At 39.7% G+C, this 17602-nt stretch carries 16 protein-coding genes; 4 read left to right on the forward strand and 12 right to left on the reverse strand.

Annotation, left to right across the window (positions count from 1 at the left end; translation table 11 throughout):
• Positions 1–89 precede the first annotated feature (89 nt).
• Positions 90–503, reverse strand: a complete 414-nt coding sequence (locus MKL51_RS04430) for an Lrp/AsnC family transcriptional regulator (RefSeq protein ID WP_005066843.1) — start codon at positions 501–503, stop codon at positions 90–92.
• 105 nt (positions 504–608) lie between these two features.
• Here MKL51_RS04430 and MKL51_RS04435 point away from each other — a divergent pair, with 105 nt between their 5' ends.
• A complete protein-coding gene (locus MKL51_RS04435; RefSeq protein WP_017481804.1) occupies positions 609–1151 on the forward strand; it encodes a cysteine hydrolase family protein in 543 nt (180 codons plus the stop codon).
• A gap of 41 nt (positions 1152–1192) precedes the next feature.
• Here MKL51_RS04435 and acs read toward each other — a convergent pair whose 3' ends face one another.
• Positions 1193–3142, reverse strand: coding sequence for an acetate--CoA ligase (gene acs / locus MKL51_RS04440; protein ID WP_002121838.1), 1950 nt, complete (start codon positions 3140–3142; stop codon positions 1193–1195).
• Positions 3143–3436: 294 nt separating this feature from the next.
• On the opposite strand from acs, the gene MKL51_RS04445 reads away from it, so the two are divergent.
• Together MKL51_RS04445 and MKL51_RS04450 are read left to right on the forward strand one after the other, a co-directional pair.
• Complete coding sequence (locus MKL51_RS04445; protein WP_017481805.1) at positions 3437–4012, forward strand: DUF805 domain-containing protein; 576 nt, start codon at positions 3437–3439, stop codon at positions 4010–4012.
• Positions 4013–4125: 113 nt separating this feature from the next.
• On the forward strand, positions 4126–5106 hold the full coding sequence (locus MKL51_RS04450; protein WP_017481806.1) for a mechanosensitive ion channel family protein: 981 nt from the start codon (positions 4126–4128) through the stop codon (positions 5104–5106).
• On the opposite strand, the gene MKL51_RS04455 is transcribed toward MKL51_RS04450, so the two are convergent.
• The 5 genes from MKL51_RS04455 to prfB form a co-directional block, all read right to left on the reverse strand.
• A complete protein-coding gene (locus tag MKL51_RS04455) occupies positions 5086–5793 on the reverse strand; it encodes a 16S rRNA (uracil(1498)-N(3))-methyltransferase (RefSeq protein WP_005078645.1) in 708 nt (235 codons plus the stop codon). The two genes, MKL51_RS04450 and MKL51_RS04455, sit on opposite strands and share 21 nt — an antisense overlap.
• Positions 5790–7082 carry a 3-deoxy-D-manno-octulosonic acid transferase gene (locus MKL51_RS04460; protein ID WP_017481807.1) on the reverse strand — a complete coding sequence of 431 codons (1293 nt, stop codon included), beginning with the start codon at positions 7080–7082 and terminating at the stop codon, positions 5790–5792. The genes MKL51_RS04455 and MKL51_RS04460 overlap by 4 nt, the downstream gene beginning before the upstream one ends.
• A gap of 158 nt (positions 7083–7240) precedes the next feature.
• A complete protein-coding gene (locus tag MKL51_RS04465) occupies positions 7241–8299 on the reverse strand; it encodes an alkene reductase (protein WP_017481808.1) in 1059 nt (352 codons plus the stop codon).
• 28 nt (positions 8300–8327) lie between these two features.
• Complete coding sequence (locus tag MKL51_RS04470; RefSeq protein WP_002121891.1) at positions 8328–8630, reverse strand: ArsR/SmtB family transcription factor; 303 nt, start codon at positions 8628–8630, stop codon at positions 8328–8330.
• A 221-nt stretch (positions 8631–8851) separates the two neighbouring features.
• A protein-coding gene (prfB, locus tag MKL51_RS04475) for a peptide chain release factor 2 (protein ID WP_099475557.1) occupies positions 8852–9947 on the reverse strand; the annotation gives its coding sequence in 2 pieces (ribosomal slippage) (positions 8852–9874 and positions 9876–9947; 1095 coding nt in all).
• A gap of 392 nt (positions 9948–10339) precedes the next feature.
• Here prfB and MKL51_RS04480 point away from each other — a divergent pair.
• Positions 10340–11107: a putative porin gene (locus tag MKL51_RS04480; RefSeq protein WP_017481809.1), complete on the forward strand. Its 768-nt coding sequence runs from the start codon at positions 10340–10342 to the stop codon at positions 11105–11107.
• 45 nt (positions 11108–11152) lie between these two features.
• On the opposite strand, the gene recJ is transcribed toward MKL51_RS04480, so the two are convergent.
• The 5 genes from recJ to MKL51_RS04505 form a co-directional block, all read right to left on the reverse strand.
• Entirely contained in the window at positions 11153–12853 is a 1701-nt protein-coding gene (recJ, locus tag MKL51_RS04485; protein WP_005066825.1) for a single-stranded-DNA-specific exonuclease RecJ, read from the reverse strand.
• Positions 12854–13510: a pyridoxamine 5'-phosphate oxidase gene (pdxH, locus tag MKL51_RS04490; RefSeq protein WP_017481810.1), complete on the reverse strand. Its 657-nt coding sequence runs from the start codon at positions 13508–13510 to the stop codon at positions 12854–12856.
• A 10-nt stretch (positions 13511–13520) separates the two neighbouring features.
• Positions 13521–14858, reverse strand: a complete 1338-nt coding sequence (glmM, locus tag MKL51_RS04495; RefSeq protein ID WP_002121981.1) for a phosphoglucosamine mutase — start codon at positions 14856–14858, stop codon at positions 13521–13523.
• A gap of 149 nt (positions 14859–15007) precedes the next feature.
• Positions 15008–16474: an IMP dehydrogenase gene (guaB, locus tag MKL51_RS04500; protein ID WP_002121951.1), complete on the reverse strand. Its 1467-nt coding sequence runs from the start codon at positions 16472–16474 to the stop codon at positions 15008–15010.
• Between the two features lie 194 nt (positions 16475–16668).
• On the reverse strand, positions 16669–17466 hold the full coding sequence (locus tag MKL51_RS04505; RefSeq protein ID WP_270904182.1) for an MBL fold metallo-hydrolase: 798 nt from the start codon (positions 17464–17466) through the stop codon (positions 16669–16671).
• Between the last annotated feature and the right edge of the window lie 136 nt (positions 17467–17602).

Raw genomic sequence — 17602 nt, forward strand, 5'->3', positions numbered from 1 at the left:
CCAGTTAAAACAGCGCAAGATAATAAAAACAATAAATTAAAAATAAAGAATTTATTGGCTCCAAGACTCGGCTTGGAGCCTTTATTTTTTTAGGATTTCTCGACTTCTCGAATCACTGTTTCAACCGAGTAACGGCACCATTTTGAAAGTTTTTCGATAAATTCATTTAATGCTGCTGGTTCAAAATGGCTGACAATCATATAGCAAGCATTGCCCATGACTTTAAAGCATTCATCGATTTGTTCGTATTGCTTAACCAAATTTTCAATTTCTTCAAATGCGCGTTGTTCATTTAAATGCAAATGAATAAATTGTTTATGCGAATATTGAACGGCAATGGTGTAGTTTTTGATAACACCTGCATCCATTAACTGAGCAATTCGAGCACCCACCGCCTGTCCTGTCCGATGGACACGCTGTCCGATTTCTTTATTTGTCAGTCGGGAATCTTGTTTAAGTAATGCAATAATTTTTAGATCAATCGGGTCTAATTCAATATTCATTTTTCATGGCGAAAGAAAACTGGCGGTAATGCTTTCATCTGACTATAGCCGATTTTTCAAGCAGAGAATAATCTTGTTTTATCTCATATCAAGAAGAGTAATCTCATGAAACAAGCATTATTAGTTATCGATGTTCAAAATGATTATTTTAAAAATGGCAAAATGGAATTGGTTGGGCCAGATCAAGCGCTCGATAAAATAAAGCAGCTTGAACAATATTTTAACGAGAAAAACTTACCGATTATTTATGTGCAACATATTAACCCACCACAAGCGAGTTTCTTTCAAGAAAATACCGACGGTGTTTTACTTCATCCTGAACTTAGTGCTGGCAGTGATTCATTAATCGTGACAAAGCGTTATCCAAACAGTTTTTTAGAAACCAATTTAGATGAGCTTTTAAAAGCACATCAAATTGAGCAACTTATTATTATAGGCATGATGACGCATATGTGTATTGATTCAGGTACACGTGCAGCTAAAGAACTTGGCTATCAACCCATCTTAATTGCAGATGCAACCGCAACTCGCGATTTAAGTCATGACGGAAAAACTGTAAAAGCTGAAGACGTACAAACTGCTTTTTTAACTGCGCTGAGTACGTTTGCAAATGTACAAAATACTGCTGACTTTTTAACAAGCTCTTAATAGCAAGCAATAAAAAAGCCCCAGATGGGGCTTTCTTAAAATTAATTTTGCTTATCAGGATAAACCGTTGCAATTAACTGATCAACCACAGCAGGCTCAGCCAAGGTTGAAGTGTCACCCAAACTATCTAATTCATTCGCTGCAATTTTTCTTAAAATACGGCGCATGATTTTACCCGAACGGGTTTTCGGTAATGCTGGTGCCCAATGTAGTGCATCAGGTGAAGCCACAGGTCCAAGCACTTTACGTACCCAATTGATTAACTCTTTACGCAGCTCTTCCGATTCTGGAACACCTGCCTGTAAAGTCACGAAAGTACAAATACCTTGTCCTTTAATATCATGAGGCATGCCCACCACTGCTGCTTCTGCTACTGATTCATGCGAAACAAGAGCACTTTCAATTTCAGCTGTGCCCAGACGATGACCTGAAACGTTTAAGACGTCATCAACACGACCTGTGATCCAGTAATAGCCATCTTCATCACGGCGAGCACCATCACCCGTAAAATAAGTATTTTTAAAGGTCGAGAAGTAAGCCTCAATAAAGCGGTCTGGGTCCCCCCAAATGGTACGCATCTGGCCTGGCCATGAATCTTTAATCACAAGGTTACCTTCAACCGCACCTTCTAGCTCATTACCCTCACCATCTACAATGGCAGGTTGGACCCCAAATAACGGACGTGTTGCTGAACCCGGTTTTAAAGCTGTTGCACCCGGCAATGGCGCAATCAAAATACCGCCTGTTTCGGTTTGCCACCATGTATCAACAATCGGGCAGCGGCCTTCACCAACAACGTTGTAGTACCAGTTCCAAGCTTCAGGATTAATAGGTTCACCGACCGAACCAAGTAAACGCAGGCTGCTACGGTTACTTTCACGTACAAACGAATCACCTTCTCGCATCATGGCGCGAATTGCGGTTGGTGCTGTATATAAAATAGAAACTTTATGTTTATCGACCACATGACCAAGACGTGCCCATGTTGGATATTGAGGCACACCTTCAAACATTAAAGTCGTCGTACCATTTGCCAGCGGCCCATAAATCAAATAACTATGCCCTGTAATCCAACCGATATCGGCTGTACACCAGTACACATCATCTTGTTTTAAATCAAATACCTCTTTAAAGGTACTGGTTACATAAACTAAGTAACCGCCTGTCGTATGCAACACACCTTTCGGTTTACCTGTCGAGCCCGATGTATAAAGAATAAATAAAGGGTCTTCTGCCTTCATCGGCTCTGGAGGACAGTTTGCATCAACCTCCATAATAATGAGGTGATACCACAAATCACGACCAGGCTTCATTTCAATCGGGTTTGCATTACGGTAAACCACAATCACATTTTCAACACACTCGGTACCCGGCAATGCTAAAGCCAAATCAACATTTTCTTTGAGCGGTAATAGTTTTCCGGCACGTAGACTTGAGTCTGCGGTAATCACCAGTTTAGCTTGGCTGTCTTCAATACGACTTGCTAAAGAATCTGGCGAGAACCCACCAAATACCACACAGTGAACAGCACCAATACGGGCACAAGCTAACATGGCAATTGCAGCTTCTGTCACCATTGGCATATACAGCACAACGCGGTCACCTTTACCAATGCCATATTTCTTTAAAACGTTGGCAAAACGGCAGACTTCATCGTGTAATTCTTTATAAGAAACGATTTTATGACGAGAAGGATGGTCCCCTTCCCAAATAATTGCAGGTTTATGTGGATGTTCTTTAAGATGCCTGTCTAGGCAGTTTGCTGACACGTTCAACTCACCATCAGCAAACCATTCAATTTTGAAATTGTCTTTGTCAAAACTGGTATTTTTAACTTGGGTAAATGGCTTTATCCAATCGACAATTTTAGCTTGCTCTGCCCAGAATTCATCTGGGTTCTCGATAGAGTGTTGATAACGTTTAAAGTAGTCTGCTTCAACAGTACGAGCTGTTTTTTTAAATTCCTCTGGTACTGGATAGATCTCATTCATACGCAACTTCCTTGATCTTGTGCATCCCATCTCGAGACTGTGGCTATTATTTTACTGGATCTTATTTGTATGCCTTTGCAGTATGATGACTCTTTCAAAGCCTAGACAATGCGACTTTGGTCATATATTAACCACCTACTCAAGCATACGAAATTATGAACATTTTTATAAAATTAAGTTGATTTAAAACATTTGTCTATAGCTTTTACTTTTATAATTTTTTCAATATTTGATGGTTTTGATCATCAACAAAGATTATTTTGTCTCTCATATGCAACCTAGGAATAAAATAATATGTTTACCCAAACAACTTCCTCACGCCCACCACAGCTGCCTTTAAAAGATAGCCCTTTTTCAATTCATGGCCGTTTTAACCGTATGAGTTATTTAGGTGGATATGGACTGATTTATTTAGTCACAATCGTGGGTTATTTTATTCTGGCCTCCTTTCTTGGAAGTTTTCAGCTTTCAAGTAATTTATTTAATTTTGAGTTTTATAGCTCTCTTTCTGGCCTCAGTGCTTTGGTAGTCTGGGCTTTTTGGCTATTCCTGATTTATTTAAATGTTGTTCTCGTCGTGCGACGTTTGCATGATCTAAATAAAAGTGGTTGGATGGGATTACTACTATTCATTCCAGTTGTTCAGTTCTTTTTTATGATTTATTTACTACTTGCCCCAGGTACAGCAGGTCCAAATCAATATGGTCCATCTCGACCATCAACGTTCATAGAAAAACTCATGGCTTGGTTTATTTTATTGGCTATTTTAATTAGCCTTATTTCTACCGCAGGCTTTTTTTACTACTTCTCTGGTACCGATACTATTCAAACCCCGTCACAAATCTTACAAAAAGGAACGGAATACTTTTAATTAAAAAACACTTTATTATTCAGATGAACTCATTATAGTAGGCGCACATTTTATCTCCTACTATGATGAAAGCCGATCATCGCTTTCATAATTTTTTAAAATAGAGACTTGTCGTGGCTGATGAACAAAAATCCTTAACGTATGTTGCAAAAAATACAGGCGAACTTTTGCAAGAAGCAGGTACTAAAACCACTCAAACGGTTTTAGCCCATACCGAAAAGTATCATGATGCCTATACCACTATTGATAAAATCGTGGATAGCTTCTGGGAACGTGTGCCTTATATTTGTATTGCGATTATCGTTTTTATTATTTTTTGGCTACTCACCAAATTATTTAAGTTCTTTGTTCGTAAAACCTTAGAAAATCGCTCTTACACGCGCCAAAACCTAGTGTTGGTTCTAAACCGTGTGGGAAGTACGACAATTTTATTTTTTGGATTCTTAATTGCACTCGTCATCATGATCCCAGGTTTTACCCCAGGGCAACTCATGAGCGCGTTAGGAATCGGTTCGGTCGCAATTGGTTTCGCATTTAAAGATATTTTCCAAAACTTGCTTTCAGGTATTTTGATTTTATTGAGCGAACCGTTCCGTATTGGCGATTCAATCGTGGTCAATTCACTTGAAGGAACTGTTGAAGATATCCAAATTCGTGCAACATTCTTACGCTCGCCAGATGGCCGTCGTATTGTTATTCCAAATGCCACTGTTTATACGAGTGCTTTAACTGTAAATACGGCTTATCAGCAACGACGTTGTGAGTTTGTAGTCGGCATTGGATATGATGACGATGAACAAAAAGCTAAACAGATTATTTTAGATATTCTTAATAATGACCGAAATGTACTCAGTCAGCCAGCTTTCTCGGTTAACGTTACAGCTTTAGCAGATTTCTCGGTTAACCTGACTGTACGTTGGTGGGTTGATACTACTGAAACTGATATGTCCTCATCTACAAGTACAATTCAAGCTCAAGTAAAACAAGCTTTCAATGAGAACGGTATTAATATTCCTTACCCAATTCAGGAATTAAAAATGGCTTCAAATCAGCCACTTTTAAACCCAGAAACATCAACTAAAGAGACGACCTAAAATATAAGAAATAGACGTTTCAGTTCTTAAAATACGGTTGCCTAAGCTCACAGCTTGGCAGCCGTTTTTTGTGAGCAAATCAACTTCATAGGGAATAAAGCCGCCTTCGGGTCCAACGACTACACTGCACGCATGCGGAATATTAACTGGCATGCTCTGCTCCGCATACGGATGAGCCACATAGGCGGGACTTTCCTTTGAAATTAAGTTTGGTAAAACATCTTCAACAAAAGGTTTAAAGCGTTTATATAATTGAATTTCAGGAACAATGGTGTCGCCTGCTTGCTCAAGCCCTAAAGTCACATAGTTATCAAGTTGTTGCAAAAATGGAGTTTGCCAATAGCTTTTATCTACACGAGAACTATGAATCAAACTAATTCTTTCAACACCTAGAGTCACACTATCCATAATTAAACGGCGTAAAACTTTGGGCCTTGGTAACGCTACGATTAAATGTACTGGAAGTTTTGCAGGTACAACTTCTTCAGTGATAGGCCGTATACAAACTTCTTGCTCATTCATCGAAACAATTTCAGTGGTATAGCGTGCACCATTACGAACACCAACTTTTAGATTTTGGCCCACCGTAATATCAAGATGTTCACGTAAATGCTGCAATTGGCGTTTTGAACGGATTAACCATAAATCTGACTGAACATCGTCAGGTTCTAGTAAAACGATATTCATGGTTTTTCGGCCAAATACCGGTTAATTACACCAATATGCTTTTGTAATGAACCTTGGTTACGTTGTAAGACTTTATGCGCCTGCTCTACCACCTGCTTTGCTTCTTCAGGCTCGGCTAAACATGCCATCCAGATTGCTACAACTTGCTCAGCGTCTTGAGCAATGAGCACCCCATTTTCATCAATAAATTCATCAACAATGGTTTGGAAATTAAAGTAACGAGGTCCAATTACGGTCGGTACATTTAAAACCATAGGCTCCAAAATATTATGCCCACCGCCCGGTTCATTAAGTGATCCACCCACAAAACACACCTGACTTAGGGCGTACCATAACCAAAGCTCCCCCATACTATCGGCTAGATAAACCTGTGTACTCGTATGAATACTTTGGTTCAAGCTTCTACGATGAGTAATTAAATCTAGGTTTTGGCAAATTTCAAAGACTTCGTCGAAACGTTCAGGATGTCGAGGTACGACAATACAAACTAACTTTGGATCTGACCTTAGATAAGGCTGAAGTGCTTGCAAAATTTGTAGTTCTTCGGGTGCATGTGTACTGGCAATTGTCAGTACTTTTCGTTGGCCCAAATACCATAGCTGGTATAGCTTTGCTGCCTGATTTATAAATGCTTCTGGTGCGTGAATATCAAATTTAATATTTCCAACCACCTGACTTTTTTGTTGATCTAAACCAAGTTCTACATAACGTTGTCGAGTCGCATTATCTTGTGCCAGCACCCAATCAATTTGTTTCAGCATTCCTGCTGTTAGACCTGAAACACGGCTATAACCTTTAGCTGATTTTTCTGATAATCGCGCATTTAATAATAAACAAGGAACCTGTTGTAGCTTGGCTTGATCAATTAAATTTGGCCAAAGTTCAGTTTCAACCAATGCTAAAAGTTTTGGCTGGTACAACTCAAAAAATTGTTTTAACAGATGTTTTTGATCAACAGGCAAATAAACTGCTTGAAATAAATCTAAATACGGCGCTTTTAAAAATAATGATTTGGCACGCGCTTGCCCAGTTTTAGTCGTATTAGTAACTAACACAGGCTGACCGAGTTTAAGATAATGCTCGATTAAAGGCTGCGCAGCATTGGTTTCTCCAACCGAAACAGCATGGAACCAAATTGCTCTCACATTTTTCGGAGATTCAAACGGCCCAAATCTTTCAAGACATTCCTGATTATATAATTCCTGGCTTTCTGCACGTTTTTTTATACGCCAGTGGTAAAAAGGTTTTAATAAATGGAGTGCGGTGTTGTACCAAAATGGGGTCGCCAAGCGGTTTGCCTCAAATAGTCAAAGTTTAAAACTGGGGAAAATATAACATAGATAGAAAAAATGGCAGAGTTTCGATACCTAAACTCTACCATTACAAGAAAAGCGATTTACTGAATTCAGAAATGGACGAAGTCAGCAAAACATCATTTCAAAGAACCTTATGAAGCTTCTAGTGTTGGATAGTCTGTATAACCTTCAGCACCTTTCGCATATAAAGTCGTTGCTTGAAGTTCGTTTAGTGGCAAATCTTGCTCTAAACGCTGTAAAAGATCTGGGTTAGCAATATATGCCTTACCAAAAGATACAGCATCTGCCTGACCTTCACGCAAGATACGTTTTGCTGACTCTGGTGTTAGATTCTCATTGGCAATCCATACACCATTAAATTTTTCGCGAAGTTTAGGGCTAATACTATCAGCAGCTTCATATTCACGAGAGAAAATGAAAGCAACATTACGTTGATTAAGCTGTTCCACTACATAACCAAAAGTTGCTAATGGGTTTTCATCTCCCATATCGTGTGAATCACCACGCGGTGCAATATGAACACCTACTCGGCCTGCGCCCCACACTTCAATAAATGCATCAACGACTTCTAATAATAAACGTGCGCGATTTTCAACAGGACCACCGTATTCATCATCACGTTGGTTGGTATTACTTTGAAGGAACTGGTCAATTAAGTAACCGTTCGCTGCGTGTAATTCAACACCATCAAAACCTGCTGCTTTAGCCAGTTCTGCTGAATGTTTGTATTGAGCAATAACTTCTTGAATCTCTTCAATTGAAAGTGCACGCGGTGTTACATAGGGACGTTTAGGACGTAATAAACTCACTTCACCCGCAGGTTGAATTGCACTTGGTGCAACAGGAATATCACCATCTAAAAGTTCAGGATGCGAAATACGGCCTACATGCCAAAGTTGAGCTACAATTTTTGAACCTTGAGCATGAACTGCCTCAATAATTTTATTCCAAGCTTGTGCCTGCTCTTGTGACCATAATCCTGGGGTGTCTGCGTAACCCACAGTTTTTGAACCAATTACTGTTGCTTCGGTCAAAATTAGACCAGCATTTGCACGTTGTTGATAGTATTCAACCATTAAATCATTAGGCACTCGGCTTTCACCACTACGCGCACGCGTTAATGGAGCCATTACCAATCGATTTTTGATTTCAAAATCACCAACCGTTAAAGGAGTATTGAGTTCAGCCATAATCGCCTCGACTTACACTTTTAATAATTTAAAGTGTTTGTTTTAAATGTTCGATATATTGCTGAATCAAAGCTTCGTTACGTGAAAAATAAGACCATTGACCATATTTTTGGACCTGAATAAGCCCCGCCTGTTGTAACACAGACAAATGATTGGACATTGTAGACTGAGCTACTTTACCCAAACGTTCAATATGACCTGCACAAACACCCTTCTCAAAACTACCACCACATTCTTCCACCGGTAAATAATGTGCAGGTTCTTTTAACCATTGCAAAATTTGCCGACGTAGAGGGTTGGAAAGGGCTTTGCTAATTGCATCAATATCCATAGGCTCAACACGTCTTTTAAACGAACAAAGCTTTGTTCAGCATTTCGAAAACATAATATCGCATTTTTTCGATATTCATATCTATTTTTTTCGATATTCATATCGCATTTTTTCGATTAACATTCGAAGACTGAACTGCTTTGCCGTTTTAATCGCTAAAAATCCAAGAGTTCTAAATATTCATAGATGAACTGTATTTAAACTAAAAGTTCAGCAGACTCTTATAAACCTTGTTTTAAACTCGCTTCGATAAAACGATCAAGGTCACCATCAAGAACAGCACCTGTATTAGAGTTTTCAACACCCGTACGTAAATCTTTAATACGAGAATCATCTAATACATATGAACGAATTTGGCTTCCCCAACCAATATCAGACTTCGAGTCTTCTAGAGCTTGAGCTGCTTCATTACGTTTTTGCATTTCCAATTCATATAAACGTGCACGTAACTGTTTCCATGCGTGGTCACGGTTAGCATGTTGCGAACGCTGGTTCTGACACGCCACCACAATACCTGTTGGAATGTGAGTCAAACGCACAGCAGAGTCGGTTTTGTTAATATGCTGACCACCTGCACCAGATGCACGGTACGTATCGGTACGAACATCAGAAGGGTTAATATCAATTTCAATATTGTCATCAACTTCTGGTGAAATAAATACCGCAGAGAATGAAGTGTGACGACGGTTGCCACTGTCAAATGGTGATTTACGAACTAAACGGTGTACACCTGACTCTGTGCGTAACCAACCGTAGGCATATTCACCTTCAACACGAATCGTTGCTGATTTAATACCTGCTACGTCACCGTCAGACACTTCCATAAGTTCTGCTTTAAAGCCATGACGTTCAATCCAGCGCATATACATACGTAAAAGCATAGACGCCCAATCTTGTGCTTCTGTACCACCTGAACCTGATTGAATCTCTACATAGCAAGGATTCGGGTCCATTGGGTTACTAAACATACGACGGAATTCAAGTTTAGCCAGTTCATCTTCGGCAGCCCCAAGCTCAGACTGAACATCTTCAAGCAGGCTTTCATCGTCGGCTTCTACAGCCAAATCTAACATCGCTTTTGCATCTTCAAGCTGTGTAGATAAGCCATCCAATACATTAATAACGTTTTCTAGTTCACCTTTTTCTTTCGCCATTGCCTGAGCACGGCTTTGATCATTCCAGATCGCAGGGTCTTCTAACTCACGTAAAACTTCTTCTAAACGTTCTTTTTTCAGATCGTAGTCAAAGATACCCCCGTAGTGTTTGGCTACGATCAGTTAAGTCTTTCAATTGGTTTAGATAAGGATTAATTTCCACGCGAGTGTTCCCATAAGAGCAGATAAACAGTCAATTATTTTAGCATAGCTGCGGTTATCTACGAACCCGCTTTGTATTTCTCATCATATTTCATCAATTTAATTTATAAATTTTCTTCAGTTCAATTTAAGATTAATTGGTAACATCCTCATACAAAATTGGGTACTTTTACAGCATTTTTTATGATCTACACAAAATATCCTCAATTTTAATAAAATAAAACATTATGTTTTTATACTTTAAAATCAATTTGTTAAATTAAATTGATTTACATAAATATCACACGGTTACAGTACGGTTACTTGCGCAAGATTGACGACTAAGCTTTTTCGTCTAGACTAAAAGTTGTAACAAAACATTTATAAAATCGCTTTTTAGAGGGGAGAGATTCCATGAAAAAACTAGCAATTGCATCAGCTCTTTTATCTGCACTCGCAGTGAGTGGCGCAGCAAACGCTTACCAAGCTGAAGTTGGTGGTTCTTACAATTATCTTGATCCAGACAACGGTAGCAGCGTAAGTAAATTCGGTGTTGACGGGACTTATTACTTTAATCCTGTTCAAACTCGTAACGCTCCACTTGCTGAAGCAGCTTTCTTAAGCCGTACAAGTAACGTTAACGCCCTTATCAACTATGGCGATAACAGCGGTACAAAAGATACTCAGTATGGCGTAGGTGTTGAATATTACGTTCCTAACTCAGATTTCTACCTTAGCGGTGATGTAGGTCGAAATGAGCGTGAAATTGATAACACTAATTACGACCAAAAAGTAACTACTTATGCAGCCGAAGTAGGTTATTTACCAGCTCCAGGTTTATTACTTGCTCTAGGTGTTAAAGGCTACGACGAAAAAGACGGTAAAGACGGAGCTGATCCAACAGTTCGTGCTAAATACGTAACTCAAGTAGGCCAACATGACGTAAACCTTGAAGCGTTCGGTGCGTTTGGTGACCTAGACGAATATAAAGTTCGTGGTGACTACTACATCGACAAAACTTTAAGTGTTGGTGCTGATTACTACAACAACGACTTAACTGATAAAGATGAATTTGGTATTAATGCTAAAAAATTCTTAAATCAGCAAGTAAGTGTTGAAGGCCGTGTTGGATTTGGTGATAACGACAACACTTATGGTGTTCGTGCAGCATACCGCTTCTAATCAATCCTAAAGTCATAAAAAATCCGCTCAATTGAGCGGATTTTTTTATTGGTTTAAATGTATGATGCGTAATTGTAAATTCACATTGCCATTAAATGCATTACGATCTATTTCATAGACCAAATGTACATAATCCCGCATTGGGTCAAATTCAAAACGGCCTGCTGCATTAAAAGCAATTGCATCAAAACTGTATTGGTCGAGTGCTAATTTAAGCTTCAAATGCGTTTCTTTAAGCCAGCGATAATCAACAACTTTAAAATGCCCCTCAAACTGAGGAAAAGGGAATTTTTGTCCCCAAGGCCCCAACTGTTCTATCCAATCTAATGTATTTAGTTGCAAAGCCGAAGCAGGGAGTTCTCCATCCGTCCATAGCGTTGCTTGAAACAAAGATTCTTCCATTGCTGCAATGCAATTGGTAAATGCTGTTTTAAAAGCTTCGAAGTTTTCTTTACGTATGGTTAAACCTGCTGCTGCTGCATGCCCACCAAAATGGCTCACCAATTCTGGATGTTGTTCAGCAACCTGTTCAATCGTATCTCGAATATGCACCCCATCAATTGAACGTGCAGACCCTTTTATATGAATACCATCTTCATCAGGTGCAAACACAATAGTGGGACGATGAAACTGCTCTTTTAAACGCCCTGCAACAATCCCAATCACACCTTGATGCCAGTTTTCTTCGAAGAGTATAAGAGCTTGAGGAACGTCTTCCTTTGAGAGCTGCAAGCTATCTAAAGCAGACAAGGCTTGTTGCTTCATCTCCCCTTCGATTTGACGGCGCTCTATATTTAATTGATTTAACTGTCTCGCGATTGGATAGGCAGATTCCATAGTGTCAGCTAATAAACATTCAATGCCTATACGCATGCTCTCCATGCGTCCAGCAGCGTTAATACGCGGACCTAAAACAAAACCTAAATCTTGTGCACGCAAAGATGAAGCCTCACGGCCAGCAATATCTAGCAACGCCAATATTCCGACTCGGCATTGATGTTGTTGAATACGTTTTACGCCTGCATCGACCAAAATACGATTGTTATAATCTAACACAGCAACATCCGCATACGTTCCCAAAGCAACCAAGTCTAGATATTGAGTGACTTTACTTGTACTTTTGTTTTGCTTGTTACGTAAACTTGCTAAATTGGCCAGTACATAAAATGCAACTCCAACACCTGCAAGCGCCTTACTTGGGAACTCACAACCTAACTGATTTGGATTTACAACTGCTTCTGCAAGCGGTGTTTCTTTAGTGGTTAAATGGTGATCTGTAATAACCACTTGCATGCCCAGTGCATGTGCCGCATCAACACCAGCATGGCTGGAAATCCCATTATCGACAGTAATTAATAAATCGGGTTGATAAGTTTGATGTGCAAGCTCTGCAATTGCGGGGGTAAGCCCATAACCGTATTTAAATCGGTCTGGAACCAAATAGTCGACTTGTGCCCCCATATCGCGAAGCACCAATACCATTAAAGCTGTACTGGTTGCACCATCGGCATCATAATCACCGACAATAACAATTTTTTTCTGCTCATCAATAGCTTGATCTATTAATGCCACAGCAGTTTCTAATCCCTTGAGCTGTGGAGCTAATAAATTCTTAAGCTTTAACTCTAATTCCTGTTCAGATTGTACCCCACGCCTTGCCAAAATTTCGGCAATAAACGGAGGCACGCCCTGAAACTGTTCAGGGCGTGTTAATAAAGGTCTTTGTTTGATTTGTATTTTTGTCATTTAAGGCATCAGTCGGTGCAGCGTCCATTGACCGTCGATTTTTTCATAACTCAAGCGGTCATGTAAACGATTTGGTCTTCCCTGCCAGAATTCATAATAATCTGGTTGCAGACGATAGCCTCCCCAGAACTCTGGCTTATCAAGTACTTCACGACTTGTAACTTGCTGTTGTAAGTCTTGAAAACGTTGCTGTAACAGCTCTCGGCTTTCAATCTTACCACTTTGCGGAATACTGATATGCGCTGCAATTTGGCTATCACGTGGTCGTTTACGATAGTAATCTGTAGACTCTTGCTCAGCAATTTTGACTACACGACCACCAACTCGCACCTGACGCTCTAGACTTGGCCAGTAAAATAATAATTCGGCATATGGATTTTCTGCCAAATCGATACCTTTTTGACTGTCGTAATTAGTATAAAAATCATACCCAGCTTCTGTAGCCCCACGTAACAAAACTGTTCGAACATGAGGTCTGCCATTCGCGCTTGCTGTCGCTAATGACATTGCATAGGGTTCATGCAAATTGGCTACTAGAGCATGGTTAAACCAACCAAGAAACTGCTGATGAGGATTAGATTCAACTTGCCCCTCATGCAATTCTCCTTGCTCGTAGCTTAAGCGTAATTCACTTAAATCTTTAATGACATCACTCATGTCATGCACCTTATGCGACTTGTGCTTGTGAACGAACTGAATCTGCTAAATGCTGAGCTAAAGCATTCACTTCTTGCTCATCATCACCTTCGACCATAACACGAATTACAGGCTCTGTTCCTGACTTACGAATTAAGATTCGTCCATGTCCTTTGAGCTGTGCTTCTGCTTTATCAAACTCGGCAACCAATGTAGGAATAGAATACGGATCAAGCATTTGTTCTAAACGTACATTCACAAGAATTTGCGGGAATAATTTAAAGTCTTGAACCAACTCATGAAGAGCTTTATTTTGCTCGACCATCACGGTTAAAACTTGAAGTGCTGCAATAATCGCATCACCTGTCGTACTCTTGTCTAAAGTTAGAATATGACCAGATGGTTCCCCACCAGTAACCCAACCATTTTCTTCTAAAGCTTGTAATACATATCGGTCGCCAACCTTAGCACGAACAAAACCAACATTCGCTTTTTCAAGTGCAATTTCGAGTGCCATGTTACTCATGACAGTACCAACAACGCCTGCTGGTTTTTTCTGAGCCTGAGTCGCCAAGATATATAAAATATGATCGCCATCAATCAAGTTACCAAACTTATCGACCATCACGACACGGTCAGCATCACCATCAAAGGCAATCCCTAAATCTGCTTCGTGCTCAACTACAGCTTTTTGTAGGTTCTCAGGATGTGTTGAACCACAACCTTCATTAATATTTAAACCATCCGGCTCATTATATAAAGCAACAACTTTTGCACCTAACTCACGGAAAACCGAAGGACCAACGCTATACGCTGCACCATGAGCACAATCCACCACAATTGTTAAATTACTTAAATCAAAATGGTAAGGAAAAGTAGATTTACAGAATTCAATGTAACGACCATTTGCATCTTTTACACGAACACTTTTACCTAAGTTTGCTGTGTCATCAATATATAAATCTTTTTCTAATTCGAGGTTAATTTCTTCTTGTAGCGCATCTGGTAGTTTTTTACCTTCGCTTGAGAAAAATTTAATACCATTATCAAAATATGGGTTATGTGATGCAGAAATCACGATACCTGCATGCGCATGTAAAGCACGAGTAAGGTGCGCAATTGCTGGGGTTGGTAATGGGCCAAGCAAATGAACATATACGCCAGCAGCGTTTAACCCCGCCTGCAAAGCAGACTCTAAAATATAACCAGATAAACGAGTGTCTTTTCCTAATACAACAAGTGGCTTATTTTTTGGACTCGTTCGTTTTAATACCTTCCCTGCAGCAAAACCGAGTTTTAAAGCAAACTCTGGAGTAATAGGCATTTGCCCAAATTTTCCACGAATACCATCCGTTCCAAAATAACTCATAGCTTATCTCATTTTTACGCCACTTCAGCCGTGGCTTACTGCATATATGGCAATTCCGCCATATCTCTTTTCGTCAGATTCACTTTACACCAAAAACAAAAAGCCGTCAGTGTAATGACGGCTTTCTTCATTGTTTTGGTTACGAAAATCTAACCAACACGATAGTTCGGAGCTTCTTTAGTAATCGTTACATCATGAACATGTGACTCAGACATGCCTGCTGAAGTAATTTTCACAAATTTCGCATTTTGGCGAAGATCTTCAATCACAGCTGAACCTGTATAACCCATCGAAGAACGTAAACCACCCATCATTTGATGAACGATGTTACCCATTGGGCCTTTATAAGGAACACGGCCTTCGATTCCTTCTGGTACTAACTTCTCAGCACCTGCTTTTGAATCTTGGAAATAACGGTCAGCAGAACCAGTTGCTCCCGCCATTGCACCTAATGAACCCATACCACGATATGCTTTGTAGTAACGACCTTGGAAAAACTCAACTTCGCCCGGCGCTTCTTCAGTACCTGCAAGTAATGAACCAACCATGATCGTACTTGCACCCGCACCGATCGCTTTTGCCATATCACCAGAGAAGCGGATACCACCATCTGCAATTAAAGGAATTTGATCTTTTAGTGCGCTAGCAACGCTGTCAATCGCAGAAATTTGTGGCATACCAATACCTGCCACAATACGTGTTGTACAGATAGAACCAGGGCCAATACCTACTTTTACAGCATCTGCACCTGCATCTAATAATGCTAATGCAGCATCACCAGTTGCGATGTTGCCACCAATCACTTGTACTTGAGGGAAGTTTTGTTTCACCCAACGTACACGTTCAATTACACCAGCAGAGTGACCATGTGCTGTATCAACAACAATTACGTCAACACCGGCTTCAACCAATGCTTCCACACGACTTGGTGTATCAGCACCTGTACCTACCGCAGCACCCACACGTAAACGACCAAGATCATCTTTACAACTGTTTGGATAGCTCTCAGCTTTGCGGAAGTCCGTTACTGTAATTAAGCCTTTAAGTTCGTTGCTCTCACCAACGACCAAGACTTTTTCAATACGGTGTTTTTGCAATAATGCTTGAATATTTTCTTTAGACTCGCCTTCACGTACAGTTACTAAACGATCTTGGCCTGTCATGATGTTGCTAACAGGTTGTTCTAAATTGGTTTCAAAACGCGTATCACGGCCTGTCACAATACCAACAACCTTGCCGTCTTTAACAACAGGTACACCGCTAATGTTATTAGCGCTGGTAATTGCAATCAGTTCACGTACTGTAGTTTCAGGCGTTACAGTGATTGGATCTTTCACCATACCCGCTTCGAATTTTTTCACACGGCGTACTTCTGCAGCTTGAGCAGCAATATCCATGTTTTTGTGCAAAATCCCGATACCACCATTTTGTGACATAGCAATCGCCATACGTGACTCAGTCACTGTATCCATTGCAGCTGAAACTAATGGAATATTTAAATGAATGCCGCGAGTTAAACGTGTCTTTAAAGAGACATCTTTTGGGAGAACAGTAGAGTAGGCAGGAAGTAATAAGACATCATCGAAGGTTAGCGCTTCTTGAACGATGGTCAGCATAACAATCTCACTGGTAAATTCCGTGAGCTATTATAAACAAATTTCAATGCAATTTTCATATTATCTTTGCCTTTTTCAGCAATAGATATAGAGCTTCTCCAAATAATTCCCACTTATTATAGTTTTAACGTTATTTTTTAATCGAGGTTTTTGCAACCCAGAATTTTATCTGGGTTGATCATTAGACATAATATTTAGGTAGGACAACTAAAAATTTGCTCATTCATTAAATCTACGCCGCATGGCAAGGTCTCAATCCAGTCTAAAAACTGATTGACCATTTCTTTACCCATAAATGGACTACCATGCTGAGGCACAATCATTTCAATATCCATCTGGCGCACCATGTTTACCCACAAACGGATAACTTTATTGGAACACATATAGCGTTGGTGAAAAGCCTTCATTTTCATGACGTGCGTATCGAAATCTTTTAAAGGCTGATTAGCATCTTCAACAATCGAGGTACCCATATCGCCAGAAAACAGAATCTTAGCAACTGGATCATAAAACTGAAAATTACCCACCGAATGTAAGAAGTGAGCGGGAACTACCACAAGCTTTGATTCACCTAATTGAATCACTTGACCACGATCTGGCAGCTCAATAAGACGGTCTTCCCAATTCCCTTTCATTCGCTCACTCATAAATGAGGAATTTAGGTGTGGTAAAAAACGTGCCCATAATTTTGATGCAACGACTTTAGCATCGGTATAAACCAGCCAGCGTGGCATTGAAGTAATAATGTCCGGATCTTGATGCGAGGCCATCACATAGTCTAGATTTTTCAAACGTGTATATTTATTTAATTCCATCGTTAATGGAACGTAGGTCAAATCGCCACCCGGATCAATTACAGCAGCACGTTCATGGTCAATAATTAAAAATTGATTGGCTTGGATGCCTTCCCCTTTAACCAAGCTGGTAAAACTAATACATTTATGTACGCCATTATCAAATAATATCTGCGATGTTGTTTTTTCAAACCCCATACAATTCCCCAAAAAAACTTTAAATATTAGATATTTTTATATCCATACTAAAATAAAGGGATTCAGTAACTCTTGCAATAAACTACTTTATTTTTCTAATAATATTTTAAAATTGATTTTGCTTTTCTTATTTTAT

Origin of the sequence: Acinetobacter sp. AOR18_HL (genome assembly GCF_027855145.1) — a bacterium.
Taxonomy (GTDB): domain Bacteria; phylum Pseudomonadota; class Gammaproteobacteria; order Pseudomonadales; family Moraxellaceae; genus Acinetobacter; species Acinetobacter pittii.

Bases quoted from the DNA above. Each gene is read 5' to 3' on its own strand.
- MKL51_RS04465 (WP_017481808.1), bottom strand. From the start codon at position 8,299: ATGGCTGAACTCAATACTCCTTTAACGGTTGGTGATTTTGAAATCAAA.
- MKL51_RS04435 (WP_017481804.1), top strand. From the start codon at position 609: ATGAAACAAGCATTATTAGTTATCGATGTTCAAAATGATTATTTTAAA.
- acs (WP_002121838.1), bottom strand. From the start codon at position 3,142: ATGAATGAGATCTATCCAGTACCAGAGGAATTTAAAAAAACAGCTCGT.
- guaB (WP_002121951.1), bottom strand. From the start codon at position 16,474: ATGCTGACCATCGTTCAAGAAGCGCTAACCTTCGATGATGTCTTATTA.
- MKL51_RS04505 (WP_270904182.1), bottom strand. From the start codon at position 17,466: ATGGGGTTTGAAAAAACAACATCGCAGATATTATTTGATAATGGCGTA.
- MKL51_RS04480 (WP_017481809.1), top strand. From the start codon at position 10,340: ATGAAAAAACTAGCAATTGCATCAGCTCTTTTATCTGCACTCGCAGTG.
- MKL51_RS04445 (WP_017481805.1), top strand. From the start codon at position 3,437: ATGTTTACCCAAACAACTTCCTCACGCCCACCACAGCTGCCTTTAAAA.
- glmM (WP_002121981.1), bottom strand. From the start codon at position 14,858: ATGAGTTATTTTGGAACGGATGGTATTCGTGGAAAATTTGGGCAAATG.
- MKL51_RS04430 (WP_005066843.1), bottom strand. From the start codon at position 503: ATGAATATTGAATTAGACCCGATTGATCTAAAAATTATTGCATTACTT.
- MKL51_RS04470 (WP_002121891.1), bottom strand. From the start codon at position 8,630: ATGGATATTGATGCAATTAGCAAAGCCCTTTCCAACCCTCTACGTCGG.
- MKL51_RS04455 (WP_005078645.1), bottom strand. From the start codon at position 5,793: ATGAATATCGTTTTACTAGAACCTGACGATGTTCAGTCAGATTTATGG.
- recJ (WP_005066825.1), bottom strand. From the start codon at position 12,853: ATGACAAAAATACAAATCAAACAAAGACCTTTATTAACACGCCCTGAA.
- pdxH (WP_017481810.1), bottom strand. From the start codon at position 13,510: ATGAGTGATGTCATTAAAGATTTAAGTGAATTACGCTTAAGCTACGAG.